The following is an 18,965-nucleotide window of genomic DNA, read 5'->3' as shown; positions in this document are numbered from 1 at the left end:
TCAGCCGGGGCCCGGCGCCGTCGTGCCCCGGACCGCCCGAGGCGACTCGGGCCGTCCGCCGGCACGACGGTGCCTCCCGGGCGGCGCCCGCCCGCAGCCGGTCCGGACCGCAAGCCGAGGGAGGCCCCATGCCGGAGCACGGCATCCGCAGTGAGGCAGACACACCCCTGCCGTTCCATCCGCTGGTCTACCTGGAGGACGGCGAAGAGGTCACCATCGGGCGGCCCGACACGGACTCCTACGGGGTCTTCCCGGTCGACGGCGCCCACCTCGTGCGCCGCCTCGAGGCCGGCGCCACCCCGTCGCAGGCCGCCGACTGGTACTCCGCCGAGTACGGCGAACAGGTCGACATCGACGACATCATCGGTGCCCTGCGCGAACTCGGCTTCGTCCGCGAGGAGGGCGAGGAGCCCGCGCAGACGAGCCCGGTGCGCTGGCAGCGGCTCGGCCGCGCCCTGTTCTCCCCGCCCGCCTGGATCTGCTACGGGCTGATCACCGCCTGGGCGCTGTGGCGCGTGATCCGCTCCCCGGACCTCGTACCGGCCGCGGAAGACCTGCTGTTCAGCGAGTACTACGCCGTCATCAGCCTGGTCATGCTGGTCGCCGCGGTACCCCTGATCGCCATCCACGAGGCCTTCCACGCCTTGGCCGCCCGGCGTCTGGGCATCGGCTCCAGGACCAGGCTGTCGAACCGCTTCTACTTCCTCGTGGTCGAAACGGCACTGGACGGGCTCGTCGCCGTGGAACGCCGCAAGCGCTACCTGCCGATCGTCGCCGGGATGGTCGTCGACGTCGTCCTCGTCTCCCTCCTCATCACCGTCGCCGACGCCGCCCGCGGCCCCGGCGGTGCCGAAACCACCGCCAGCCGCGTCTGCCTCGCGGTGGCCTTCGCCGCCGTGCTGCGGGTCCTGTGGCAGTTCTTCCTCTACCTCCGCACCGACGTATACGTGCTGATCACCACCATGCTCGGCTGCGTGGACCTGCACACCACGTCCGTACGCCTGCTGCGCAACCGCTTCCTGCGGCTGCGCGGGCGCACCGAGGGGCTGGCGGACGAATCCCTGTGGCACCCCGTCGACCGCCGGGCCGCCCGCTGGTACTCCTGGCTGATCGTGGCCGGCTACACCTTCAGCCTCAGCACCTTCCTGCTGGCCCTCGCCCCCGTCTTCGTGGAGATGGTCACCGGAGCCGTCAGCCGCTTCGGCGGTGAGGGCTCCAGCTGGGTCGAGCTGCTGGACTCCTCGGCCTTCCTCATCATGGCTTTCTGGCAGACCGCCCTCACGATCTGGATCGCCGCCCGCGAGCGCCTGCGCCGCCGCACCTCCCGCACCCACCACGTCATCGGCTGAAGGGCGCCCCTGTCGGCCCGGCCCCCACCGCGACGAGCCACGCCCGTCCGGGCGTTCGCTCCGCGTCGGTGACCGCCCGCTTCGCCAGGACTCCGGCCGCGATCCTCGACCGGTCCGCCTGCCACGCCGCCTTCCGGGCGGCCGGCGCGCGTCGTTGCAGGCCACCCGTGTGCGGCCGACCGTACGGGCCGGCGCGCTGCGCCGACCCGGCGTGGGATCGATACGGAACGAGTACCGCACATGCCCACAGGCAGGCTACCGGCCGCCACCGACAACGCCGCTTCGCCCAGCAGGCGAACCGGCTCCCCCTGTCCCGCAACGCGGGAGCTCCGTATCCTCCCCGGCCCGAAGGCCGCGGTATCCACGAAGGAGTCCTGATGACCGGCCACTACTGGATCGCGGCGCCCCTGCGCCGCGAACGCGACCGTCTGCGGGCCGGACTCGGCCTGCCCGCCCCCCTGGCCGTGGTCGACGCGCACCGCCGGCTGCGCGGACCCTACTCCGCGGCGGGCGCCCTGCTGCGCCAGGTCGCCCCCGAGGCGCTGCGCCGCATGCCCGAACTGGCCGCCCGCCACTACATCGAGCTCCAGGAGAGCACCCCGGAACTGGCGCCCCTGGTACCGCAGAGGATCCGCGCCCTGGAGAAGGTGGCCGATGCCCCCGGCGAGGCCAGCCGCTACCCGGCCCGGCTGCACTCGCTGCGCGTCTCGCACGGGATCGTGGACTTCCTGCTCGCGGCCCTCCCCGGATCCGGGGACGGCCCGCGCACCCTCGTCGTGGAGAACGTGCAGCACGCCGACGTCACCGACCACGAGTTCCTCGCCGCCGCCCTGCGCCGGATCCCCGCCGAGCTGCTGACCCTCGTCGTCGCCACCGACACCGCGGAGCTCGAAGATCCGCCGGGCATGGTCTCCGTGTCCCTGCCCGCGGAACTCGCCGTGCGCACCACCCGCGTCCACCACCCCGGGCCCCCCGCGGGCGCCGAGCCCGACGGGCCGGCCCCCGACGGCGCCGGGTCCGGCAGCCTGGCCGAGGCCGCCGCCCTGTACGTGGCCGGCGACTGCATCAGCGACGAGCCCCCACTGCGCGCCGCGTACGAGGCCCTCACCGGCCCCGAGCGCGCCGCCCTGCACGACCGCCGGGCCGAGGAGGTCGCCGCCCGCGCCGAGGAGGAGCCCTCGCTCCGGCTGGGCACCCTTCCCTACCACCTGCTGCGCGGCAGCGACGGCGACGGCGCCGGACTCGACGCCCTGCGCTGGGCCCAGCTCCGCTGCAAGTACCTGGGCTTCTATCACGCGGCGGCCGAGATGGGCGAGGAGGGCCGCCACCGTACGGGCCCCGACGTCCGGCCCGACCTGTGGTGGCCTTTCACCCGCGAGACGGGCGTGTGCCTGGCTGCCGCCGGACGGCCGGAGGAGTCCGCCGCCGTCCAGGAGGAGGCACGCTCGCAGACCACCATGCCCAAGCACCACATGAGCCTCGCCTACGAGACGGGCATGCTGTACGCCCGCCACTTCCCGCCGGAGCTGCGCGACGAGCGCAGGGCCCGCGCGTACGTCAACCAGGCCATCGCGATCGCGGACCTGCTGCCGGACCTGAAGGAACGCGCCTTCTTCTCCGTGTTCAACCGCAACGGCCTCGCCCTGGTCGAGGTCCGCGCCGGCCGCCCCGACGAGGCCCTGCGGCTGCTGGACGAGGGCATCGAGCGGCTCGACCGAGAGCTCGGCATCGGCGAGCGGACCTGGCACCGCGTCGGCCTGCGCTACAACCGCGCCCAGGTCAACGGCATGAGCGGCCGGCTGGAGGACGCCCTGGAGGACTACGCCTCCATCATGGACCTGGACCACGACTTCGCCGACCACTACTTCAACCGCGGAAGCATGCTCCGCCGGCTCGGCCGCATCGAGGAGGCCATCGCCGACTACGAGCGGGCCATCACTCTGGAATCGCCCTTCCCCGAGGTGCACTACAACCGCGGCGAGGCCCGGCGCGAACTCGGCGACCTCGACGGCGCGCTGGCCGACTTCGACCGGGCCCTCGAACTGGAGCCGGGCAACCTGGAGGCCCTCCTCGCCCGTGCGGGCCTGCTGGCCGACCAGGGCGAGGCCAAGGCGGCCCTGGCCGATGTCGAGGCCGGGCTGCTGGTCGATGCCGAGCACCCCCATCTGCTGTGCCTCCGGGGCCGGTTGTGGGGCGAGGAGGGCCGTACGGCCGAGGCCCGCGGCTCCCTCGACGCGGCCCTGCGTCACGATCCGGAGCTGGCCGAGGCCTGGGCGATCAAAGGCGAACTCGCCTATGTGGAAGGAGACCTGACCGCCGCACTGGCCGATTTCAACCGGGCGGTGGAGCTGGAGGCCCGGCCCGAGTTCCGGTTCAACCGGGGGGTGGTCCACGAGGCGGCGGGCAGCCTGGTCCAGGCGGTGGCCGACTTCGACGCGGTCCTCGCCGTCACCGACGACGAAGAGGCCCGCAGCCGCCGGGAGACCTGCCTGCGCGCGGCCGAGCGGGCGCACCCGTAGGGGCCGGGATGGACCTCCGTCGGCAGGAGAAGCAGCAGGAGCGCCAGCGGGAGATGCAGCGGGAGCGCGGGACCGGCGGGGCCGTCTCCGGGTCCGTGTTCACCGAGGCCATGTCGCGGCTGGTCTCGGGGGTGGCGGTGGTCTCCGCCCGGCGGGGCGACGGCCGGCCCTCGGGGCTGCTCGTCTCCTCCGTCTGCTCGTACAGCGCGGCCCCGCCGTCGGTGCTCGTCGCGCTGGCGCGCACCTCCCGGACCTGCCGGGAGATCACGGCGGGGCCGGACGCGTACTTCGGTGTCCACCTGCTGGCCCGCAGCCACGCGGCGCTGGCGAGGACCTTCGCGGGCAGTTCCCGGGACAAGTTCGCCGACGTGCTCTGGGACTGGGACGGGACGGTGCCGCGGCTGGCGGGCGTCCCGGTGTACGCGAAGTGCCGTGCGGGGGCGGTGCTCCCGCACGGCGACCACGTCATCGTGGTGGGCGAGGTGGTCGGCTGCACGGTGGCGGAGGACGACCCCCTCGTGTACTTCCGGCGGCGGCTCGACTGGAGCCTCGGGGGCTGAGCGGGGTGGGCGGGTCAGCAGGGTGCGTACGCCGGTACGCGGAGCGCGCGTACCGGCGTACTGCTGTCTGCGCGAGCTGGTGTACGGCTGGGTGCGGTGACGGTCGTGCGAACCCGCAGCCGTAGGTACCCGTGGCCCTGGGGATGCGCGGCCGTGCGGCCCTCAGCCGCCGAGCGCCGCGGGGTGGAGTGCGCCCGCCGGGCGGCAGCCGTCGTGCCGGGTGTCGTCGGGCCGGGCCCCGCTGAGCAGGGCCTGCTGGGCCGCGCGCAGGCCCGGTCCGGGTTCGATCCCGGTGTCCTCCACCACGGCGCGCCGGGCCCGGGTGTAGGCGTGCAGGGCCTCGGCGCGGCGGCCCGCGGCGGCCAGGGCGAGCATCAGCTGCTCGTGGAAGTCCTCGCGCAGCGGGTGGCGCGCGCACAGTTCCTCCAGCTCACCGACGACCTCGCGGGCCCGGCCGCTGCAGATGTCGGCGCCGATCCGGTCGTGGACGAGGGCGAGCCGCTCCTCTTCGAGCCGGACGGTGTAGTGCGCGGGCAGGCAGGCCGGTCCGAGGTCCCCGAAGGGGGTGCCCCGCCAGAGGGTCAGGGCCCGATGAAACGATTCTGCCGCGGTGGTGCAGTGGCCCGCGGCCCGCAGTTCGCGGCCGCGCGCGGCCAGCGTGCGGAACCGGTCGAGGTCCAGCTCACCCGGCTGTACGCGCAGCAGGTAGCCGTTGCCGGAGGTGAGCAGCAACGGATGCCTGCGGGGGTCGCCACCCCCGCGGCTGTGCTCAGGGGCGAGCACACGCCGCAGCCCGGACACGTACATCTGCACGGTCGCCACTGCCGAGCGCGGCGGCCGGTCGTCCCACAACTCGCCGATCAGGGAGCAGATCGGGAAACGGCGGTTGGCGTGCAGCAGCAGCAGCGTCAGCAGGGCGCGCCGCTTCAGGGAGCTGGGCGTGCACGGCACCCCGCCCCGGCGGACCTCCAGGGGCCCCAGGATCCGGTACGTCGGCCCGTCGGCCGGCCCGCCCCCGCCGGTCGGGTCCGGGGCGGGCCCGGGACAACCGGGTAAGTCGGGGTCCGCCGGAAGGCCGTGGACGGGATCTGACGAGGATCTTTCGGTTCTGGCCAGCACTGGTCTGCCACCCCCGCGCTACCGGCGCCCTCGGGCGCACTGTCCTGTCGGCACGCGGTGGGGCTCACCGGCGCTCACGACAATGGATACGGGATCACGCGAGAGGGTGTCAGGGGCACGAACCAGCCAAAGTCCAATGAAAATAGATGAATTTTTAACCGGCAGCCGCCCTCAGTCGTATGCCCACCGCATCTCGGCCAATCATCGGGGCGCCCGGCCCGGCTCGGACCTTCTCCTTGGCAGGGGCCCGCCGCAGGGTTAGCGTGCCTCGATCTCCTCCCGACACGCACGTACTTCCCGATCGTCGACCGCCGACCACGGCCCTGCCGACCGGTCCGTTCGACCTGCCGTGAGAGGGCACCCAGCCATGTCCGCACGTCGTACCGCCGCGGCGACCGCCGCCCTGGCCGCCGCCGCACTCGTCTCCCCGCTGCTCCTCGCCGGCCCCGCCGCCGCGGGCGCCGAAGACCCGGGCCGGGCCGCCGCCCGCGGCGCGGCCCTGGCGGCGCAACTCGTCCGGGAGTCCACGGCGAAGGACGCCCTCCGGCACCTGCGGGCGTTCCAGTCGGCCGCCGACTACAACGGCGGTGACAGGGTCGCGAGTTCGAAGGGCCACGAGGCCTCGGCCGCGTACGTGGAGGGGGTGCTGCGCAACGCCGGCTACCGGACCTCCCGCCAGGAGTTCGACTTCGTCTACACCGAGGACCTCGCCGAGTCCCTCACCGTCGACTCGCCCACCCCGCGTGAGGTCACCGTCCAGCTGATGGCGTTCACCGCCCGCAGCCCCGAGGGCGGGGTCACCGGGGAGCTGGCCGTGGTCCCCGTCGACGCCGACAACACCCACGGCTGCGAGCCGGGCGACTTCGCGGCGGGCGCGTTCACCGGCAGGATCGCCCTGGTCAAGCGCGGCGGCTGCTCCTTCGCCGTCAAGCAGGGCAACGCCCACGCGGCGGGCGCGCTCGGCGCGATCGTCTACAACAACACCTCCGGCAAGATCAACGGGACCATCGGGGACTCCTCCCTCGCCCGCATCCCCACCGGCGGGATCAGCCAGGAGGACGGCGCGGCGCTGACCGCGGAGGCCGCCGCCGGGCCGGTGACGGTCACCCTCGACATCCACGAACTGCGCGAGAACCGCCGGAGCTTCAACGTGGTCGCGGAGACCCGCGGCGGGGACGCCGCCAACACGGTCCTCCTGGGCTCCTACCTCGACTCGCAGCACGGCACCCCCGGCATCAACGGCAACGGCTCCGGCTCGGCCGGGCTCCTCCAGGTCGCGCTGAAACTCGCCAGGTCCCAGGACAAGGTGGGCAACAAGGTGCGGTTCGCCTGGTGGTCGGGGCACGAGTTCGGCATCGCGGGCTCGCATGCCTACCTCTCCGCCCTGACGCCGGAGCAGCGCGCGCAGGTCCGGCTCTACCTGAACTTCGAGACGATCGCCTCGCCGAACGGCGCGTTCTTCGTCAGCGACGGGGACGACTCCGACCGCGTCGGCGCGGGCCCCGGCCCGGAGGGCTCCGCCCAGCTCGAGAAGGGCATCACCGACTTCCTCGACGCGAAGGGCGTCCCGCACGAGGGCACCGACTTCATCGGCCTGTCTGACTACGCGCCCTTCCTCGCCGCAGGCATCCCCTCGGGAGGCACCTTCACCGGCTCCGACGGTCTCAAGACCGAGGCCCAGGCGGCCAGGTTCGGCGGCCGGGCGGGCACCGCGTACGACGTGAACCACCACAAGCCCGGCGACGACCTCGCCAACATCGACATGCGTTCCTTCGACGTCAACATCGACGTCATCGCCGATGCGGCCGGCCGCTACGCGCACGACCTCGGGGCCCTGGGCGGCAACTGACCGCCCGATCGCGGGTGGCACCGCTCCCGCGGTGCCAGCCGCGGCGTCCCCGTGGGCCCTGCCGTGCCGCACGGCAGGGCTCAGGAGCGGTGCCGCGCAGGGCCTCGGGGGCGTTGTCCTGCCGCCGCCGGCGAGCGGATGACGGCTTCGCCCAGGCGCTGTGCGCCGAAGAGGACCCCTTCGGGGGAGCGGGCTTCCGTGACACCTTCGCCGTAGAGGAGGACGCGGTCCCCTGGCTGTAGCCGGGCGCGGTTCGGCTCGGGCGGGGCGTCGGTGTGGAAGCCGAGGCCGAGCGGCAGTCGCGGGGTGCCCCGGAGGTACGCCGCCGGCACGGCGGTTTCACCCTGCCCGGTTTCCGGACCTGCCGGCCGTACGGGCCGGCGCGGACCGCACCTACCGGCTGCCCCGGGTCCTCGCGGCCAAGGAACTCGCCGAACCGGCGCGCCGGCCGGAACGGGTCGATCCGGACGAGGCCTGGCGTGACCGCAGCAGGCGGTTCCGGACCGGCGGCGAGCAGGTCACCGTGCTGGTACGGGTGGACCCGGCGCGGCGGGAGGATCCGGCGGGCAGCGCGCCGGCCGTCCTCGCCGAGGAGACCGACGCGGACGGCCGGCTGCGGCTGGAAGTCGCCTTGCAGGACGCGCGGCACGCCGAGTGGGCGCTGTGGCAGCGGGCCCCGAGCGCGGAGGTCCACCCGCCCCGCGGTGGTTGCGCGCATCCCCGCACGAGCGCGCGGTGGCGGCCACCGCGCGCTACGCGGCGCCGTCCCCCGAGCAGCCGTCTCCCGCGTCGAGCGGGACACAGGACACAGCACGCAGGGCACGGCACGGCACGCAGGACACGGCACGCAGAGGGCGCACAGGGCACGGCGCACAGGGCGGGACACCCGGCACGAGCCGCGTCGGCCCGCATCAGGGGGTGCGCGCGCAAGATATCAGCCTTTCCAGGACTCGCCGGAGTGTTTATCCGATGGTGATGTCCTCCGGTGGGCGCGTCACCCCGGGCACTACCGTCCCGTCACACCCCCGGGAATGCGGGTGTTGCACCGCACCACGCTTGCGGAAACTCCCTGCCCCGCCACCTCCCGGCCCCACGGAGCAAGGAGGCACATTGCTGTCATTGCGGCGGAGAAGCAGCCGAGGCTGGTCGATGGCCACCCGGTACTCGATCGCGAGCGGCGTCGTCATCACCGCGCTCGCGCTCACCCTGATCGCCCTGCTGGTCCCCGTGGACAAGTTCGGCGGCCGAGCCTCGGCCGCCGTCGCGGCTCCGGCAGCGGGCGACGACGACGGCCTGGGAACGGTGAGCACGGCGTACGGTCCACTGACGGCCGCGGACCGGGACTTCGTGCGCAAGGTCCGTCTCGCCGGGCTGTGGGAGCTGCCCGCCGGGCGGCAGGCCCAGCAGCGCGGGACGCGCCCCGCGATCCGCACGGCCGGCGATCACCTCGTGGACGGCCACACCGAACTGGACCGTCAGGTCATCCAGGTCGGCCAGGCCCTCGGCATCGACCTGCCCAACCAGCCCTCCGCTCAACAGCAGGACTGGCTGGGCCAGATGAACCGCGCCAAGGGAGACGAATACGAACGACTGTTCACCCAGCTGCTGCGTCGAGCGCACGGCAAGGTGTTCGGCCTGCTGGCCGGGATCCGGGCACAGACGCGCAACTCCATGGTGCGAGCCCTCGCCACGTCCGCCAACGCCACGGTGCTGGACCACATCACGGTCCTCGAGGACACCGGGCTGGTCGACTTCGACGGGCTCTCCGACAATGTCCCACCGACGAAGTGAAGTGATCGCATGAGTCAAAAGGGCCACAAGCGCCCCCGGTTGTCGACCAAGCTCGTGGGAGTGGTCTCCGCGCTCGTGCTGGGCGGCGGCGGTGTCGCCGTCATCGCCGGCAACGCCTCCGCGGGCCAGGACGACAACCGCAAGGGGCAGTTGATGACCACGATCGACTGCCCCGACGTGGGAGACAAGCTCACCGCGGTACCCGAGCAGGCCAAGGCCGAGGTCGACGCGAACCTGGCCAAGCTGGACGACCAGGTGGCGGACGCCTACCGGCGGCTCGCCGCCGGCGAGGCCCAGGGCAATGCCCTGCTCGGCGAGCTCAAGGCCAAGCGTGAGCAGACCATCAAGGGCGTGTCCGACGCGATCGACCGGGTGGCCGAGCCCCCGAAGGAGATCGCCTCACTGGCCTCCTGCGAGATGAAGAAGGCTCCGGCCGAGGAGGACGGCGCGGCCGGCGCCGCGGCGCTGCAGGCCGGGGCCGACGCCAAGTCCGCCGCGGCCGGCAGCAAGAGCGGTCCGTCGAAGAACGACTTCGTGAACATCACCAAGGTCCGTCCCAACGTCCGCAAGCCCAAGGCCCAGGGCGGCGCCTCCAACGGTACCTTCAGCGTCCAGTGCGGCCGTAACGAGAACAAGCACTTCAACCCGGACAACGTCATCGTCGCGCCCGGCGTCTCCAACGGCGCCCACCACATGCACGACTACGTGGGCAACGTGTCCACCGACGCCTTCTCCACCAACGACAGCCTCGCCAGGGCCGGCACCACGTGCAACAACGGCGACCAGTCCACCTATTACTGGCCGGTGCTGCGACTGCGCGACGGCAAGGCCGAGCGGGACGCGAAGGCCCCCGGCGGCGGCCAGGACGGCAACGTCGGCACGATCCTGCAGCCCAAGCAGGTGACCATCGACTTCAAGGGGAACCCCACCGGCAAGGTCACGGCCATGCCCCGCTTCCTGCGCATCATCACCGGTGACGCCAAGGCCTTCTCCAACGGCAACGCCAATGCCAACGCCTCCTGGAGCTGCACCGGCTTCGAGGACCGCCAGCTGAAGGACAAGTACCCGATCTGCCCCAAGGGCAGTGACGTGGTGCGCACCTTCACCTTCCAGAGCTGCTGGGACGGCCGGAACGCCGACAGCGCCAACCACCGGACCCACGTGGCCTTCGCGGACAACAACGGCCGCTGCAAGAACGGCTTCAAGCCCATTCCGCAGCTGGTCCAGCGCATCGTCTACGGGGTGTCGCCCGGCGCCCGCTTCGCGGTGGACAGCTTCCCCGAGCAGCTCCACAAGCCGGTGACCGACCACGGCGACTTCATCAACGTGATGTCGAACGGCCTGATGAACAAGGCCGTGAACTGCATCAACGAGGGGCGTCGCTGCCGCTGACGCTCACTGCCGGGGCTCTGCCCCCTTACAGCCCCCGGGGCGGGCGCTCCCCCCATCCTCACCCCGCGCCCGCCCCGGGACAGGTGTTGGTCCGAAGCCCGCTTCGGACCAACACCCTTTTGTGTGCCAGTCCCCCGGCCCCGTCACGGAGGGCGGGACCGCGGGCACGTACGCGCTCCGGCGGTGACGGGCGGACGGTGTGCGTGGGCCGCACCGGCGCCCGGCCGGCGGCAGCGGACGGTGTGCGTGGGCGCGGCGACGCCGGGGTCCGGTGACGGCGGACGCCGCGCACGACCGCACCCACACCGGTCCGGTGGCGGCGGACGCCGTGCGCGACCGCAGGCGCCCCGGCCCGTGGACGCCCGGCGGTGTACGTGGGCACACGAAAGCCCGGCCCGGCCCCGTGACGACGGGGCCGGGCCGGGCTGTTGTGGTTCGGAGGGGTGTGGTCAGGGGTGTGGTCAGGGGTGTGGGTTCAGGGGAGTTCGGGTCGAGGGGTGTGGGTTGGGTTCAGGGGTGTGAGGTCAAGGGGTGTGAGGTCGGGGGTGTGACTCAGAGGCCGTTGACGCGGGCCATGCGGCCGACGACGACGGGGGTGAAGTCCGCCTGGATCACGCGGGCCGTCCTGCGGGTCACGCGGGAGTGCTGGCGCCGCACCTGGGCCATCAGGCGGCGGCTGCGCAGGGCCATCTCCAGCTCGAACCGGGTCCGCGGGTCACGCAGTCCGGTTCCGAAGAGCTTCTCCAGCTGCCGCATGCGGTACCGCACGGTCTGCGGGTGCACGCTGAGGGCCTTCGCGGCCTCGGGGGCACCGCCACCCTCCAGCCAGGCGAGGAGTGTCACCTCCAGGCGCTCGCTCTGCCGCGGGGTCAGGTCCGCGAGGGGCCGCAGCCACCGGGCGGCCAGAGCGTGGGCCAGAGGTTCGTCCTGGAGCAGGAGCAGGGTCGAGAGGTGGTCGTCGACGAAGACGGCCCTCGCCTCCATACCCGGCCGACTGGGGGTCAGCGCCGCCAGGCGCAGGGCCCAGCGCAGGGAAGAGGCGGTGTCCCGGAGCGGGACGGCGTGGCCCACGGCCGCGAACCGGCCGCGCAACAGGTGCTCCAGCGGTATGCGGACATCGGGGTCCGCGCTCGGGACCAGCAGGCACGGCCGGCCGGCGAACACCCCGACGAGGGCGTCCTCCAGAACGCCCGCCAGCTGCTGCGCCTCGCCGGGCGTGGCCGGCACAATGGCCCGTACGGCCAGCGGGAGGGTCCATCCGGCCGCCTCGGCCAGCTCGGTGAGGGAGCTGTCGGACGCGACACGGTCGTCGGTGAGGGTCCTGAACAGTTCCTGGCGGGCCCGCTCGCCCGGGCGGCTGCCTGCACCGTTCTCCTCCTCGGTCACGTCCGGGGTGTTCGCCCGGATGCGCATGCGCGCCGGTTCACGGATCCCGTCGCGGGACCCTGGGCGGGCGGCTTCGCGGATATAGTCGCGCCGGCCCTCGTGCGTGATATCGCACTCGTCCGTGCTGGTCGCCTCCTTACTGCCGGCCGTCCCCCGGCCCGCGGTGTCGGTGTCGTGCTCGGTTCCGACGATTTCGGCCTGGGTCTCTGCCTGGTCCTGGTCCTCGTCCGGTGCTTGTTCCCGGGGGCGCTCCTGGTAGCCGAGGGTGGTGAGAAGAGCCTCTTCCACGCACTGCCGGAGCAACTCTCCATCAATGGCATCGTTGTCATCGACAAGAGCGGAAAATTCCGGAATTCCATGCAGAAGCTCCTCCACTATCTCGGCGGCCAGTGCGGGGAGTTCCCTGCGCAGGACGCGCGTCCACTCGCCTCGGGGGCGGGACCAGATGCGGTTCAGAAGTTCGCACATCGTTTTCCTCGTTCGTGCTGGGGTGAGGCTTGCCCGGGGAAGAGCGGCAAGCCCGCCGAGGTTGCCTCCCGTGCCAACAGCTGTGTCCGACATGGGAGTTGCGGCCCTCGTACTCCCTCCTGGAGAGGTCCGACCACCCACGGTCCCGGGACTTTGCTTTCTTTTTGCCGTCCGGGACGCGTAGGTGACGGGCGGGTGCGGTGGCCTGTCGCAACCTCCGCTGGAGGGGAATCTTCCGGTGTTGTTCGATGCGCCGGAGACGCGCTGCGAGAAATTATCACGTTTCGATAAATCCTGTGGAGCAGATGTGACGCTCCACGATGCTGCTGCACTCCGGCCCCAAGTTCCCTCGGCCGGCGCGGAGTTTCACAGCGCGGCCGGGCACAGACGACAACGACCCCCTGGGTGCCGAGCGCGAGGTGGAGCGCTCGGAGCCCAGGCGCACAGGAGACCTGGATGCCCTTGCCCCAGCCGCACATGCCTCGCCCGCACAGGGCGCGCCGTAAGAGCCGACACGCGGCATCGGCTCCGGCCGCAGGACGGAGGGCCGTCCGGCGGCCCTCCCTGCTGCCGACGCCCGGACGGATGAGTCCGGGCACGCTCAGCGCCATCGGCGCGGCCATCCTCTCCATCACCGTGGCCGCCCGCGCGGGCGCCTTCTCGCAACTCTGGGACTTCCTCGACTTCGGGGCGGGCGTCCTCTCGCTCGTCTCGCTCACCTCAACCGTCCTGTGGGGGCTGATCTCCACCGACCGGCTGTTGCTGAAATCGGGTCACCGGCTGCTGGCCCAGGGCGTGCACCGCGGCCTGGCCGTGTCGGGGCTCGGCTTCCTGGCCCTGCACATATGGGTCAAGGTCGCCGAGCAGCGGACGACCGCGTCCGCGGCGGCGGTGCCGTTCACGGATGCCGGCCGGCCCCTGCTGATCGGGCTCGGCAGTCTCGCCGGGTACCTCTTCGTCGCGGTCGCGGTCTCCGGCGCGGTCCGCAGCGTGTTCGCCAAGAACGGCCGGTCCCTGTGGTGGCGGGCCCTGCACTTCGCCGCCTATCCGGCGTGGGGCGCCTCACTGGTCCACGGCCTCAAGGCGGGACGCGCCGCCGACCTCTACGTCACCGTGTCGTACGCCCTGTGCCTGATCGGTGTCGCCGGCATGCTCGCGTTCCGGCTCAAGGCCAGGATGGACGAGTCGGCGTCCGGTTCCCCCGGACCGACGAACGTTCCGGAGCCGCCCATCGTGGCCGGCGTACCCCGGCAGCGGCGGGAGTCGCGCGCCCGGGCCGCCGGCAGCCGGGCCGCCGGCGGCCGGGCCTCGAGCCGGGAGAAATTCACCGGACCGGCCGCGCCACCCATGGACGACCAACCCGCTCTCAAGGCCGTGTACGCGGCCGACCCGGCCGGCTCCTACATGGACGCCGGCCTGGGCATGGGCACCGCCGCGGGCATGGACGGCGACCAGTACGCCACCCGTGAGTGGCGGCTGTGAGCGGCTTCCCGCGCCCCAGCCTCGGCTGCGTGGGCGCTCCCAGACTCCTGGCCGGACTCGACCAGGCTCCCCGGCTCGACCGCGTCGCCCATCTGACCACGCACGGCCAACTGCCGCGCTACCGGCCGGACGAACTCGTCGACCTCGCCGAGAACATCGACCTGCGCGGGCGCGGCGGGGCCGGGTTCCCCTTCGCCAGGAAGCTGCGCGCCGTCATGCGCGCGAGCGAGGGGCGCGACACGGGGACCGCGGTCGTGGTGAACGCCAGTGAGGGCGAACCCAGTTGCCTCAAGGACAAGGCGCTGCTGCTGCACGTCCCGCACCTGGTGCTCGACGGAGCCCTGCTGGCGGCCGCCGCGGTCGGCGCGGACGACGTCGTCATCGGCGTCACCCGGCCCGACGTGGAGCAGTCGCTGCGCGCGGCAGTCGCCGAACGCGGACCCGCGGGCCGCCAGGTACGCGTGCAGGCTCTGCCCGAACGGTTCGTCACCGGGGAGAGCACCTCCATGGTCAACGGCCTGAACGGCGGGCCGACGCTGCCCTCGGGGCAGAAGATCCGGACCAGCGAGCGGGGTCTGGGCGGCATGCCCACCCTGTTCTCCAACACCGAGACCTACGCCCAGCTCGCCGTGGCGGCACGCCTCGGCGCGCTGGACTACCGTTCCGTCGGCCTGCCGTCCGAGCCCGGCACCGTGATGCTGACCATCGCCGGCTCCACGGTCGTCGAGGCACCCCTGGGTACCTCACTGGCGTACGTACTGGAGCTGTGCGGCCTCGATCCCGGCCAGGGCGTACTGGTGGGCGGCTACCACGGCAAATGGCTGGATCCGGGGTCGGCGCGCATCGCCGACCTGTCCCGGGGATCCCTCGCGGCCTTCGACGCGGTGCTGGGTGCGGGAGCGGTCCTGCCCCTGCCGCACGACACCTGCCCGGCCGGCGAGGTGGCGAAGGTGACCCGGTGGATGGCGGACGAGACGGCCGGCCAGTGCGGCCCCTGTTTCCGGGGCCTGCCCGCGCTGGCCGACGTGGTGGAGGACGCGGTCAGGGGCGGCGGCAGAAGCGCGCTGGAAACCATCGAAGCCCGGATGAAGGTGGTACGGCGCCGCGGCGCGTGCAGCCATCCGGACGGCACCGCGGCCTTTGTGGCGTCGGCGCTCGCGGCATTCCCGGACGAGTTCCGCGACCACGCCCTCGGCAGCGGCTGCGGCCGGCGGGTGGTGGGGGCGCTGCCCCTGCCGAAGGACGAAACCCCCGAGGAACGCCTGCTGGTGGACTGGACGCTGTGCCGGGGCCACGGGCTGTGCGTGGACATCCTCCCGGACGTCGTACGGCTCGACGCGGACGGATACCCGTCCCAGGCGTCCATGCCCGTGCCCGCGCAACTGCGGCAGAAGGCGCAGCGCGCGGTGCGCCGCTGCCCCGCCCTCGCGCTGCGCATCCAGGACTGAACCAGCTCCCCCGGGTTCAATGTTGGCGCGATCTGACAAATTCTGAAGGAGATCGGCATTCTCCGCCACCGGCCCCGTAGAAATTACCCAAGGCACGAGAACGCGAATCCTGACCTGAAGGAGAGATCGTGAAGAAAATGCGTCGTGGAGTATTCGCCGGGTCGGCCGTCGCGGTATTGATGCTGACCGCCGCATGCGGCAGCGGCGACAATTCCGCGGGAAAGAGTGATTCGGTCCAGCCGGTGGGCGACAGCAAACAGGCGGGGTCCGGCTACGACGGCTACGGAGGCGGATCGGGCGCCGTCCCGGCGGCCGACACCGTGAAGTCCGGCCCGGCCGGAGAGCTCAAGGTGAGGGCCACCACGGAGCTCGGGAACACGGTCACCGACAGCGCGGGATTCACGCTCTACCGGTTCGACAAGGACACGCCGAAGCCCCCGAAGTCCAACTGTGAGGGCGACTGCGCCAAGGTCTGGCCGGCGGTCTCCGCGGACGACGCGTCGGCCGGGGCGGGCATCGAAAAGAGCCTGCTCGGGTCGGTCGAACGGGCCGACGGCACCAAGCAGTTGACCCTGGACGGCTGGCCGGTGTACCGCTACGCGAAGGACACCAAGGCGGGCGACACCCTCGGCGAGGGCGTCGGCGGGACCTGGCACGTGCTGGCGCCCGACGGCAAGCCGGCGAAGGCCGGCAACAACGCGGGCTCCGGGGCCGGCGCCGACCCGAGCGCGGGTGGCGGCGCGGACGCCGGTGCGGGTGCGGGTGCCGGTGCGGGCGAGGCCGGCGGGCAGGGGAAGGCGCAGGCCGACCCGATCGGCGTCAACCGGGACACGAAGCTCGGCGCCATCCTCACGGATGCGGAAGGCCGCACGCTCTACCGGTTCGACAAGGACAGCGCCTGGCCGATGAAGACCAATTGCCTCGATGCCTGCCTGAACACGTGGAAGCCCGCCAAGGCCGTCGACAAGGAATTGGTGAAGGGAATTCCCGCCGAATTGGTGGGCACGTTCAAGCGGCCCGACGGAACCGAACAGCTCACGATCGACTGCTGGCCGCTGTACACCTTCACCGGCGACAAGGAACCGGGTGACATCAACGGACAGGGCAACAAGGGCGTCTGGTTCGCGGTCTCCGACAAGGGCAAGAAGGTGACGGCCACCGGCTGAGGCCGGGGAGCCCACCCCCAAGGGCTTCACCCGCTGCGCACAGCACGACACAGCACCACAGAGCACCACACCCCCTCAACGCGTGGTGCCCGGGCCCCTCCCCTCCCGGGCACCACGACCCCTTTTTTTCCCCGATCAGCCCGTGAGGTCCCGATGCCGTCCACCGCCCGCCCCGCCCTCCGGATCCGCCCGTCGCTCGCGGCCGTCGCCGCGGCGTGCGTCACCGTGCTGCTGTGCGGAGGATGCGCCGGGCACGCGGCCACGCCGGCAGCCTCCGCGGACGAGGCCGCCGAGCCCACGACCTCGATCGAGGAGATCGCGACGGCCATCGGCTGCTCGGCCGAAGTGAGCATGGAGGCCGAAGAGTTGCGGCAGGGCGGCTGCCAGACCGAGCAGGGCGCCTACCGCATGGTCACCTTCGCCGCCCAGAAGGGGCTGAGCGCCTGGCTGGACGAGGCCCGCGCCTACGGCGGGGTCTATCTGGTCGGTGACCGCTGGGTCGTCACCACCCAGTCCGCGGACGCCCTGAACGCGCTCCGCGGACGGCTCGGCGGTTCCGTGGAGACCGGCACCGCGCACAACGGGCCCTCGTCCGGTCACACGGACCCCTCCGCGCCCGCCGCACCCTCCGGCGGGGCGGCACCCTCCGCGCCCGCCGACTCCTCCGAGCACTCCGGCCATTCGGCTCCCCCTGCGGGAAGCTGAGCCAGGCGGGCCGGCGCGGCGGCGGCGTGTCGGCCAGTGTCCTGATATCGGCTCATTCGTGAGGAGCACACGGCACTGCCCTCCGGGATGATTCGGCCGGGGCCGCGCGTGCAACAAGGTGGACGCGTACGCGACTTCACCGAAAGGGTCGGCTCCTTGCGCCTGAAACGCCTCGCACCGCTGCTCGCCACCGCCGGACTCATCGCCACCACCGTGCCCCTGCTGACCTCGACGCAGGCCGCCGCGGCTCCCACGGCCGACCATCTGCGCCAGAAGCCCGCCTGGCATCGGTGCGACCCCGAGCAGCCGGCCTCGTACGAGTGCGCCACGCTGAAGGTCCCGCTCGACTACCGGCGTCCCGACGGCCGCACCATCGACATCGCGATATCCAGAATGAAGAGCGAGAACCCCGCCGAACGGCAGGGCGTCCTGCTGCTGAACCCCGGTGGCCCCGGCGGTTCGGGGCTCGACCTGCCACTGCTGATGAACGGGCTGATGCCCAAGAACGTCCGGGACGGCTACGACCTGATCGGCTTTGACCCGCGCGGGGTCGGTGCCAGCAGCCCCATCACCTGCGGGCTGAACGACGCCGAGCAGCGCTTCGAGCGCGCCTACCGCCCGGAGACCTTCTCCTCCGACGTCACGTGGGCCCGTACGGTCGCCGACAAGTGCCGTGAGAAGGCGGGTGACGTGCTGCCGCACATCACCACCCGCAACACGGCCCGCGACATGGACACCATCCGCGCCGTCCTCGGCGAGCGGAAGATGTCCTACCTGGGCTACTCCTACGGGACCTATCTCGGCGCGGTGTACTCGCAGATGTACCCGGAGCGCACCGACCGCTTCGTGCTCGACAGCGGTGTGGACCCGCAGCGGATCTGGCGCGGGATGATCCAGGTGTGGGCCACCGGGGCCGAGCCCGCGTTCGCGCGGTGGACGCAGTGGGCGGCGCAGCGCTCGGCCGAGTACGGGCTCGGCGAGACCCCCGGCGCGGTCTCCGACACCTTCTGGGGGCTGGTGGAGCGCGCCGACCGGGAGCCCATCGACTTCGAGGGCATGAAGGTCGACGGAGACATGATCCGGGCCGCGCGCGCGGTGTTCTTCCACCCGGCGCAGGCCACACCGCTGGTCTCGGCCCTGAAGGCCGCCGCCGAGGGCCGTCCGCAGCCGGCCGGCGCGGACCCGAAGGAGCTGAAGCTGCAGCTGACGGGCCGGACCGCCGAGCAGCTCCCCACGGACAACAGCACGGCCGTCTTCTGGGCCGTGGCCTGCGGGGACACCGGCAGCTGGCCCCGCTACACCGAGCAGTACGAGCGGGACGCGGCCAAGGACAAGGTGAAGTACCCGCTGTACGGGGACTTCGCGTCCAACATCAAACCGTGCGCCTTCTGGGACCGGCCGGTGGAGGCGGCCACGCCGATGCACAAGAGGGCGAACGTGCTGACGGTGCAGAACGAGTGGGACTCGCAGACCCCGCTCACCAGCGGCGAGGGCCTGCACCGCGCGCTCAAGGGCTCGCGGATGGTGCTGGCGGCCGGCGCTGAGGGCCACGGCGTGTACCTCTTCGACACCGCCTCGTGCGCCAATGCCCCGGTCAACGAGTACCTGGCCACGGGCAGGCTGCCCGCCCGGGACGTGACCTGCCAGAACCCTCCGGCCGGTGCCGAGGAGCGCGGGGCCGCGCCGGCGAAGCCGGTGCCCTTCCCCGGGGCGCCCGGGCGGTTCTGACCC

The 18,965-nt window shown here is 72.5% G+C and carries 14 protein-coding genes and 1 pseudogene; 12 read left to right on the top strand and 3 right to left on the bottom strand.

Going from position 1 to position 18,965, the window contains the following annotated elements; genetic code table 11:
• Nucleotides 1–128: 128 nt before the first annotated feature.
• From NRK68_RS29495 to NRK68_RS29485, 3 genes are all read left to right on the top strand, one after another.
• Nucleotides 129–1,349 carry a hypothetical protein gene (locus tag NRK68_RS29495; protein ID WP_257857234.1) on the top strand — a complete coding sequence of 407 codons (1,221 nt, stop codon included), beginning with the start codon at nucleotides 129–131 and terminating at the stop codon, nucleotides 1,347–1,349.
• A gap of 377 nt (nucleotides 1,350–1,726) precedes the next feature.
• Nucleotides 1,727–3,868, top strand: coding sequence for a tetratricopeptide repeat protein (locus tag NRK68_RS29490; RefSeq protein WP_257857233.1), 2,142 nt, complete (start codon nucleotides 1,727–1,729; stop codon nucleotides 3,866–3,868).
• 8 nt (nucleotides 3,869–3,876) lie between these two features.
• Nucleotides 3,877–4,428, top strand: coding sequence for a flavin reductase family protein (locus NRK68_RS29485; protein WP_183064051.1), 552 nt, complete (start codon nucleotides 3,877–3,879; stop codon nucleotides 4,426–4,428).
• Between the two features lie 162 nt (nucleotides 4,429–4,590).
• On the opposite strand, the gene NRK68_RS29480 is transcribed toward NRK68_RS29485, so the two are convergent.
• Nucleotides 4,591–5,379 (bottom strand): AfsR/SARP family transcriptional regulator, encoded by a 789-nt coding sequence (locus NRK68_RS29480; RefSeq protein ID WP_183064050.1) that lies wholly within the window; start codon nucleotides 5,377–5,379, stop codon nucleotides 4,591–4,593.
• 535 nt (nucleotides 5,380–5,914) lie between these two features.
• Between NRK68_RS29480 and NRK68_RS29475 the strand changes: the two genes are divergently transcribed.
• Entirely contained in the window at nucleotides 5,915–7,396 is a 1,482-nt protein-coding gene (locus tag NRK68_RS29475) for a M28 family peptidase (protein ID WP_183064049.1), read from the top strand.
• Nucleotides 7,397–7,476: 80 nt separating this feature from the next.
• Here the strand turns inward: NRK68_RS29475 and NRK68_RS29470 are convergent, their stop codons facing one another.
• Nucleotides 7,477–7,728, bottom strand: a complete 252-nt coding sequence (locus NRK68_RS29470) for a SpoIIE family protein phosphatase (protein ID WP_257857232.1) — start codon at nucleotides 7,726–7,728, stop codon at nucleotides 7,477–7,479.
• A gap of 29 nt (nucleotides 7,729–7,757) precedes the next feature.
• On the opposite strand from NRK68_RS29470, the pseudogene NRK68_RS29465 reads away from it, so the two are divergent.
• The 3 genes and pseudogenes from NRK68_RS29465 to NRK68_RS29455 form a co-directional block, all read left to right on the top strand.
• Nucleotides 7,758–8,155 (top strand): annotated as a pseudogene (locus NRK68_RS29465) (WCX domain-containing protein); the annotation flags it as partial.
• Between the two features lie 390 nt (nucleotides 8,156–8,545).
• Nucleotides 8,546–9,187, top strand: coding sequence for a DUF4142 domain-containing protein (locus NRK68_RS29460; RefSeq protein ID WP_183064047.1), 642 nt, complete (start codon nucleotides 8,546–8,548; stop codon nucleotides 9,185–9,187).
• Between the two features lie 9 nt (nucleotides 9,188–9,196).
• Nucleotides 9,197–10,579, top strand: a complete 1,383-nt coding sequence (locus NRK68_RS29455) for a DUF1996 domain-containing protein (RefSeq protein WP_257857231.1) — start codon at nucleotides 9,197–9,199, stop codon at nucleotides 10,577–10,579.
• A gap of 552 nt (nucleotides 10,580–11,131) precedes the next feature.
• On the opposite strand, the gene NRK68_RS29450 is transcribed toward NRK68_RS29455, so the two are convergent.
• Entirely contained in the window at nucleotides 11,132–12,253 is a 1,122-nt protein-coding gene (locus NRK68_RS29450; RefSeq protein WP_373023999.1) for a helix-turn-helix domain-containing protein, read from the bottom strand.
• Nucleotides 12,254–13,018: 765 nt separating this feature from the next.
• Between NRK68_RS29450 and NRK68_RS29445 the strand changes: the two genes are divergently transcribed.
• The 5 genes from NRK68_RS29445 (at nucleotide 13,019) to NRK68_RS29425 (ending at nucleotide 18,962) form a co-directional block, all read left to right on the top strand.
• Nucleotides 13,019–13,915: a hypothetical protein gene (locus NRK68_RS29445; RefSeq protein WP_257857230.1), complete on the top strand. Its 897-nt coding sequence runs from the start codon at nucleotides 13,019–13,021 to the stop codon at nucleotides 13,913–13,915.
• A gap of 29 nt (nucleotides 13,916–13,944) precedes the next feature.
• Nucleotides 13,945–15,363, top strand: coding sequence for an NADH-quinone oxidoreductase subunit NuoF family protein (locus tag NRK68_RS29440; RefSeq protein WP_257857229.1), 1,419 nt, complete (start codon nucleotides 13,945–13,947; stop codon nucleotides 15,361–15,363).
• A gap of 137 nt (nucleotides 15,364–15,500) precedes the next feature.
• On the top strand, nucleotides 15,501–16,529 hold the full coding sequence (locus NRK68_RS29435; RefSeq protein ID WP_183064269.1) for an SCO0930 family lipoprotein: 1,029 nt from the start codon (nucleotides 15,501–15,503) through the stop codon (nucleotides 16,527–16,529).
• A 153-nt stretch (nucleotides 16,530–16,682) separates the two neighbouring features.
• Nucleotides 16,683–17,234, top strand: coding sequence for a hypothetical protein (locus NRK68_RS29430; protein WP_257857228.1), 552 nt, complete (start codon nucleotides 16,683–16,685; stop codon nucleotides 17,232–17,234).
• Between the two features lie 156 nt (nucleotides 17,235–17,390).
• Complete coding sequence (locus NRK68_RS29425) at nucleotides 17,391–18,962, top strand: alpha/beta fold hydrolase (RefSeq protein ID WP_257857227.1); 1,572 nt, start codon at nucleotides 17,391–17,393, stop codon at nucleotides 18,960–18,962.
• The last annotated feature ends 3 nt before the right edge of the window (nucleotides 18,963–18,965 follow it).

The sequence above is a fragment of the Streptomyces yangpuensis genome (genome assembly GCF_024666385.1).
Lineage (GTDB): Bacteria > Actinomycetota > Actinomycetes > Streptomycetales > Streptomycetaceae > Streptomyces > Streptomyces yangpuensis.
This window is presented reverse-complemented; position numbering and strand designations above follow the sequence as displayed.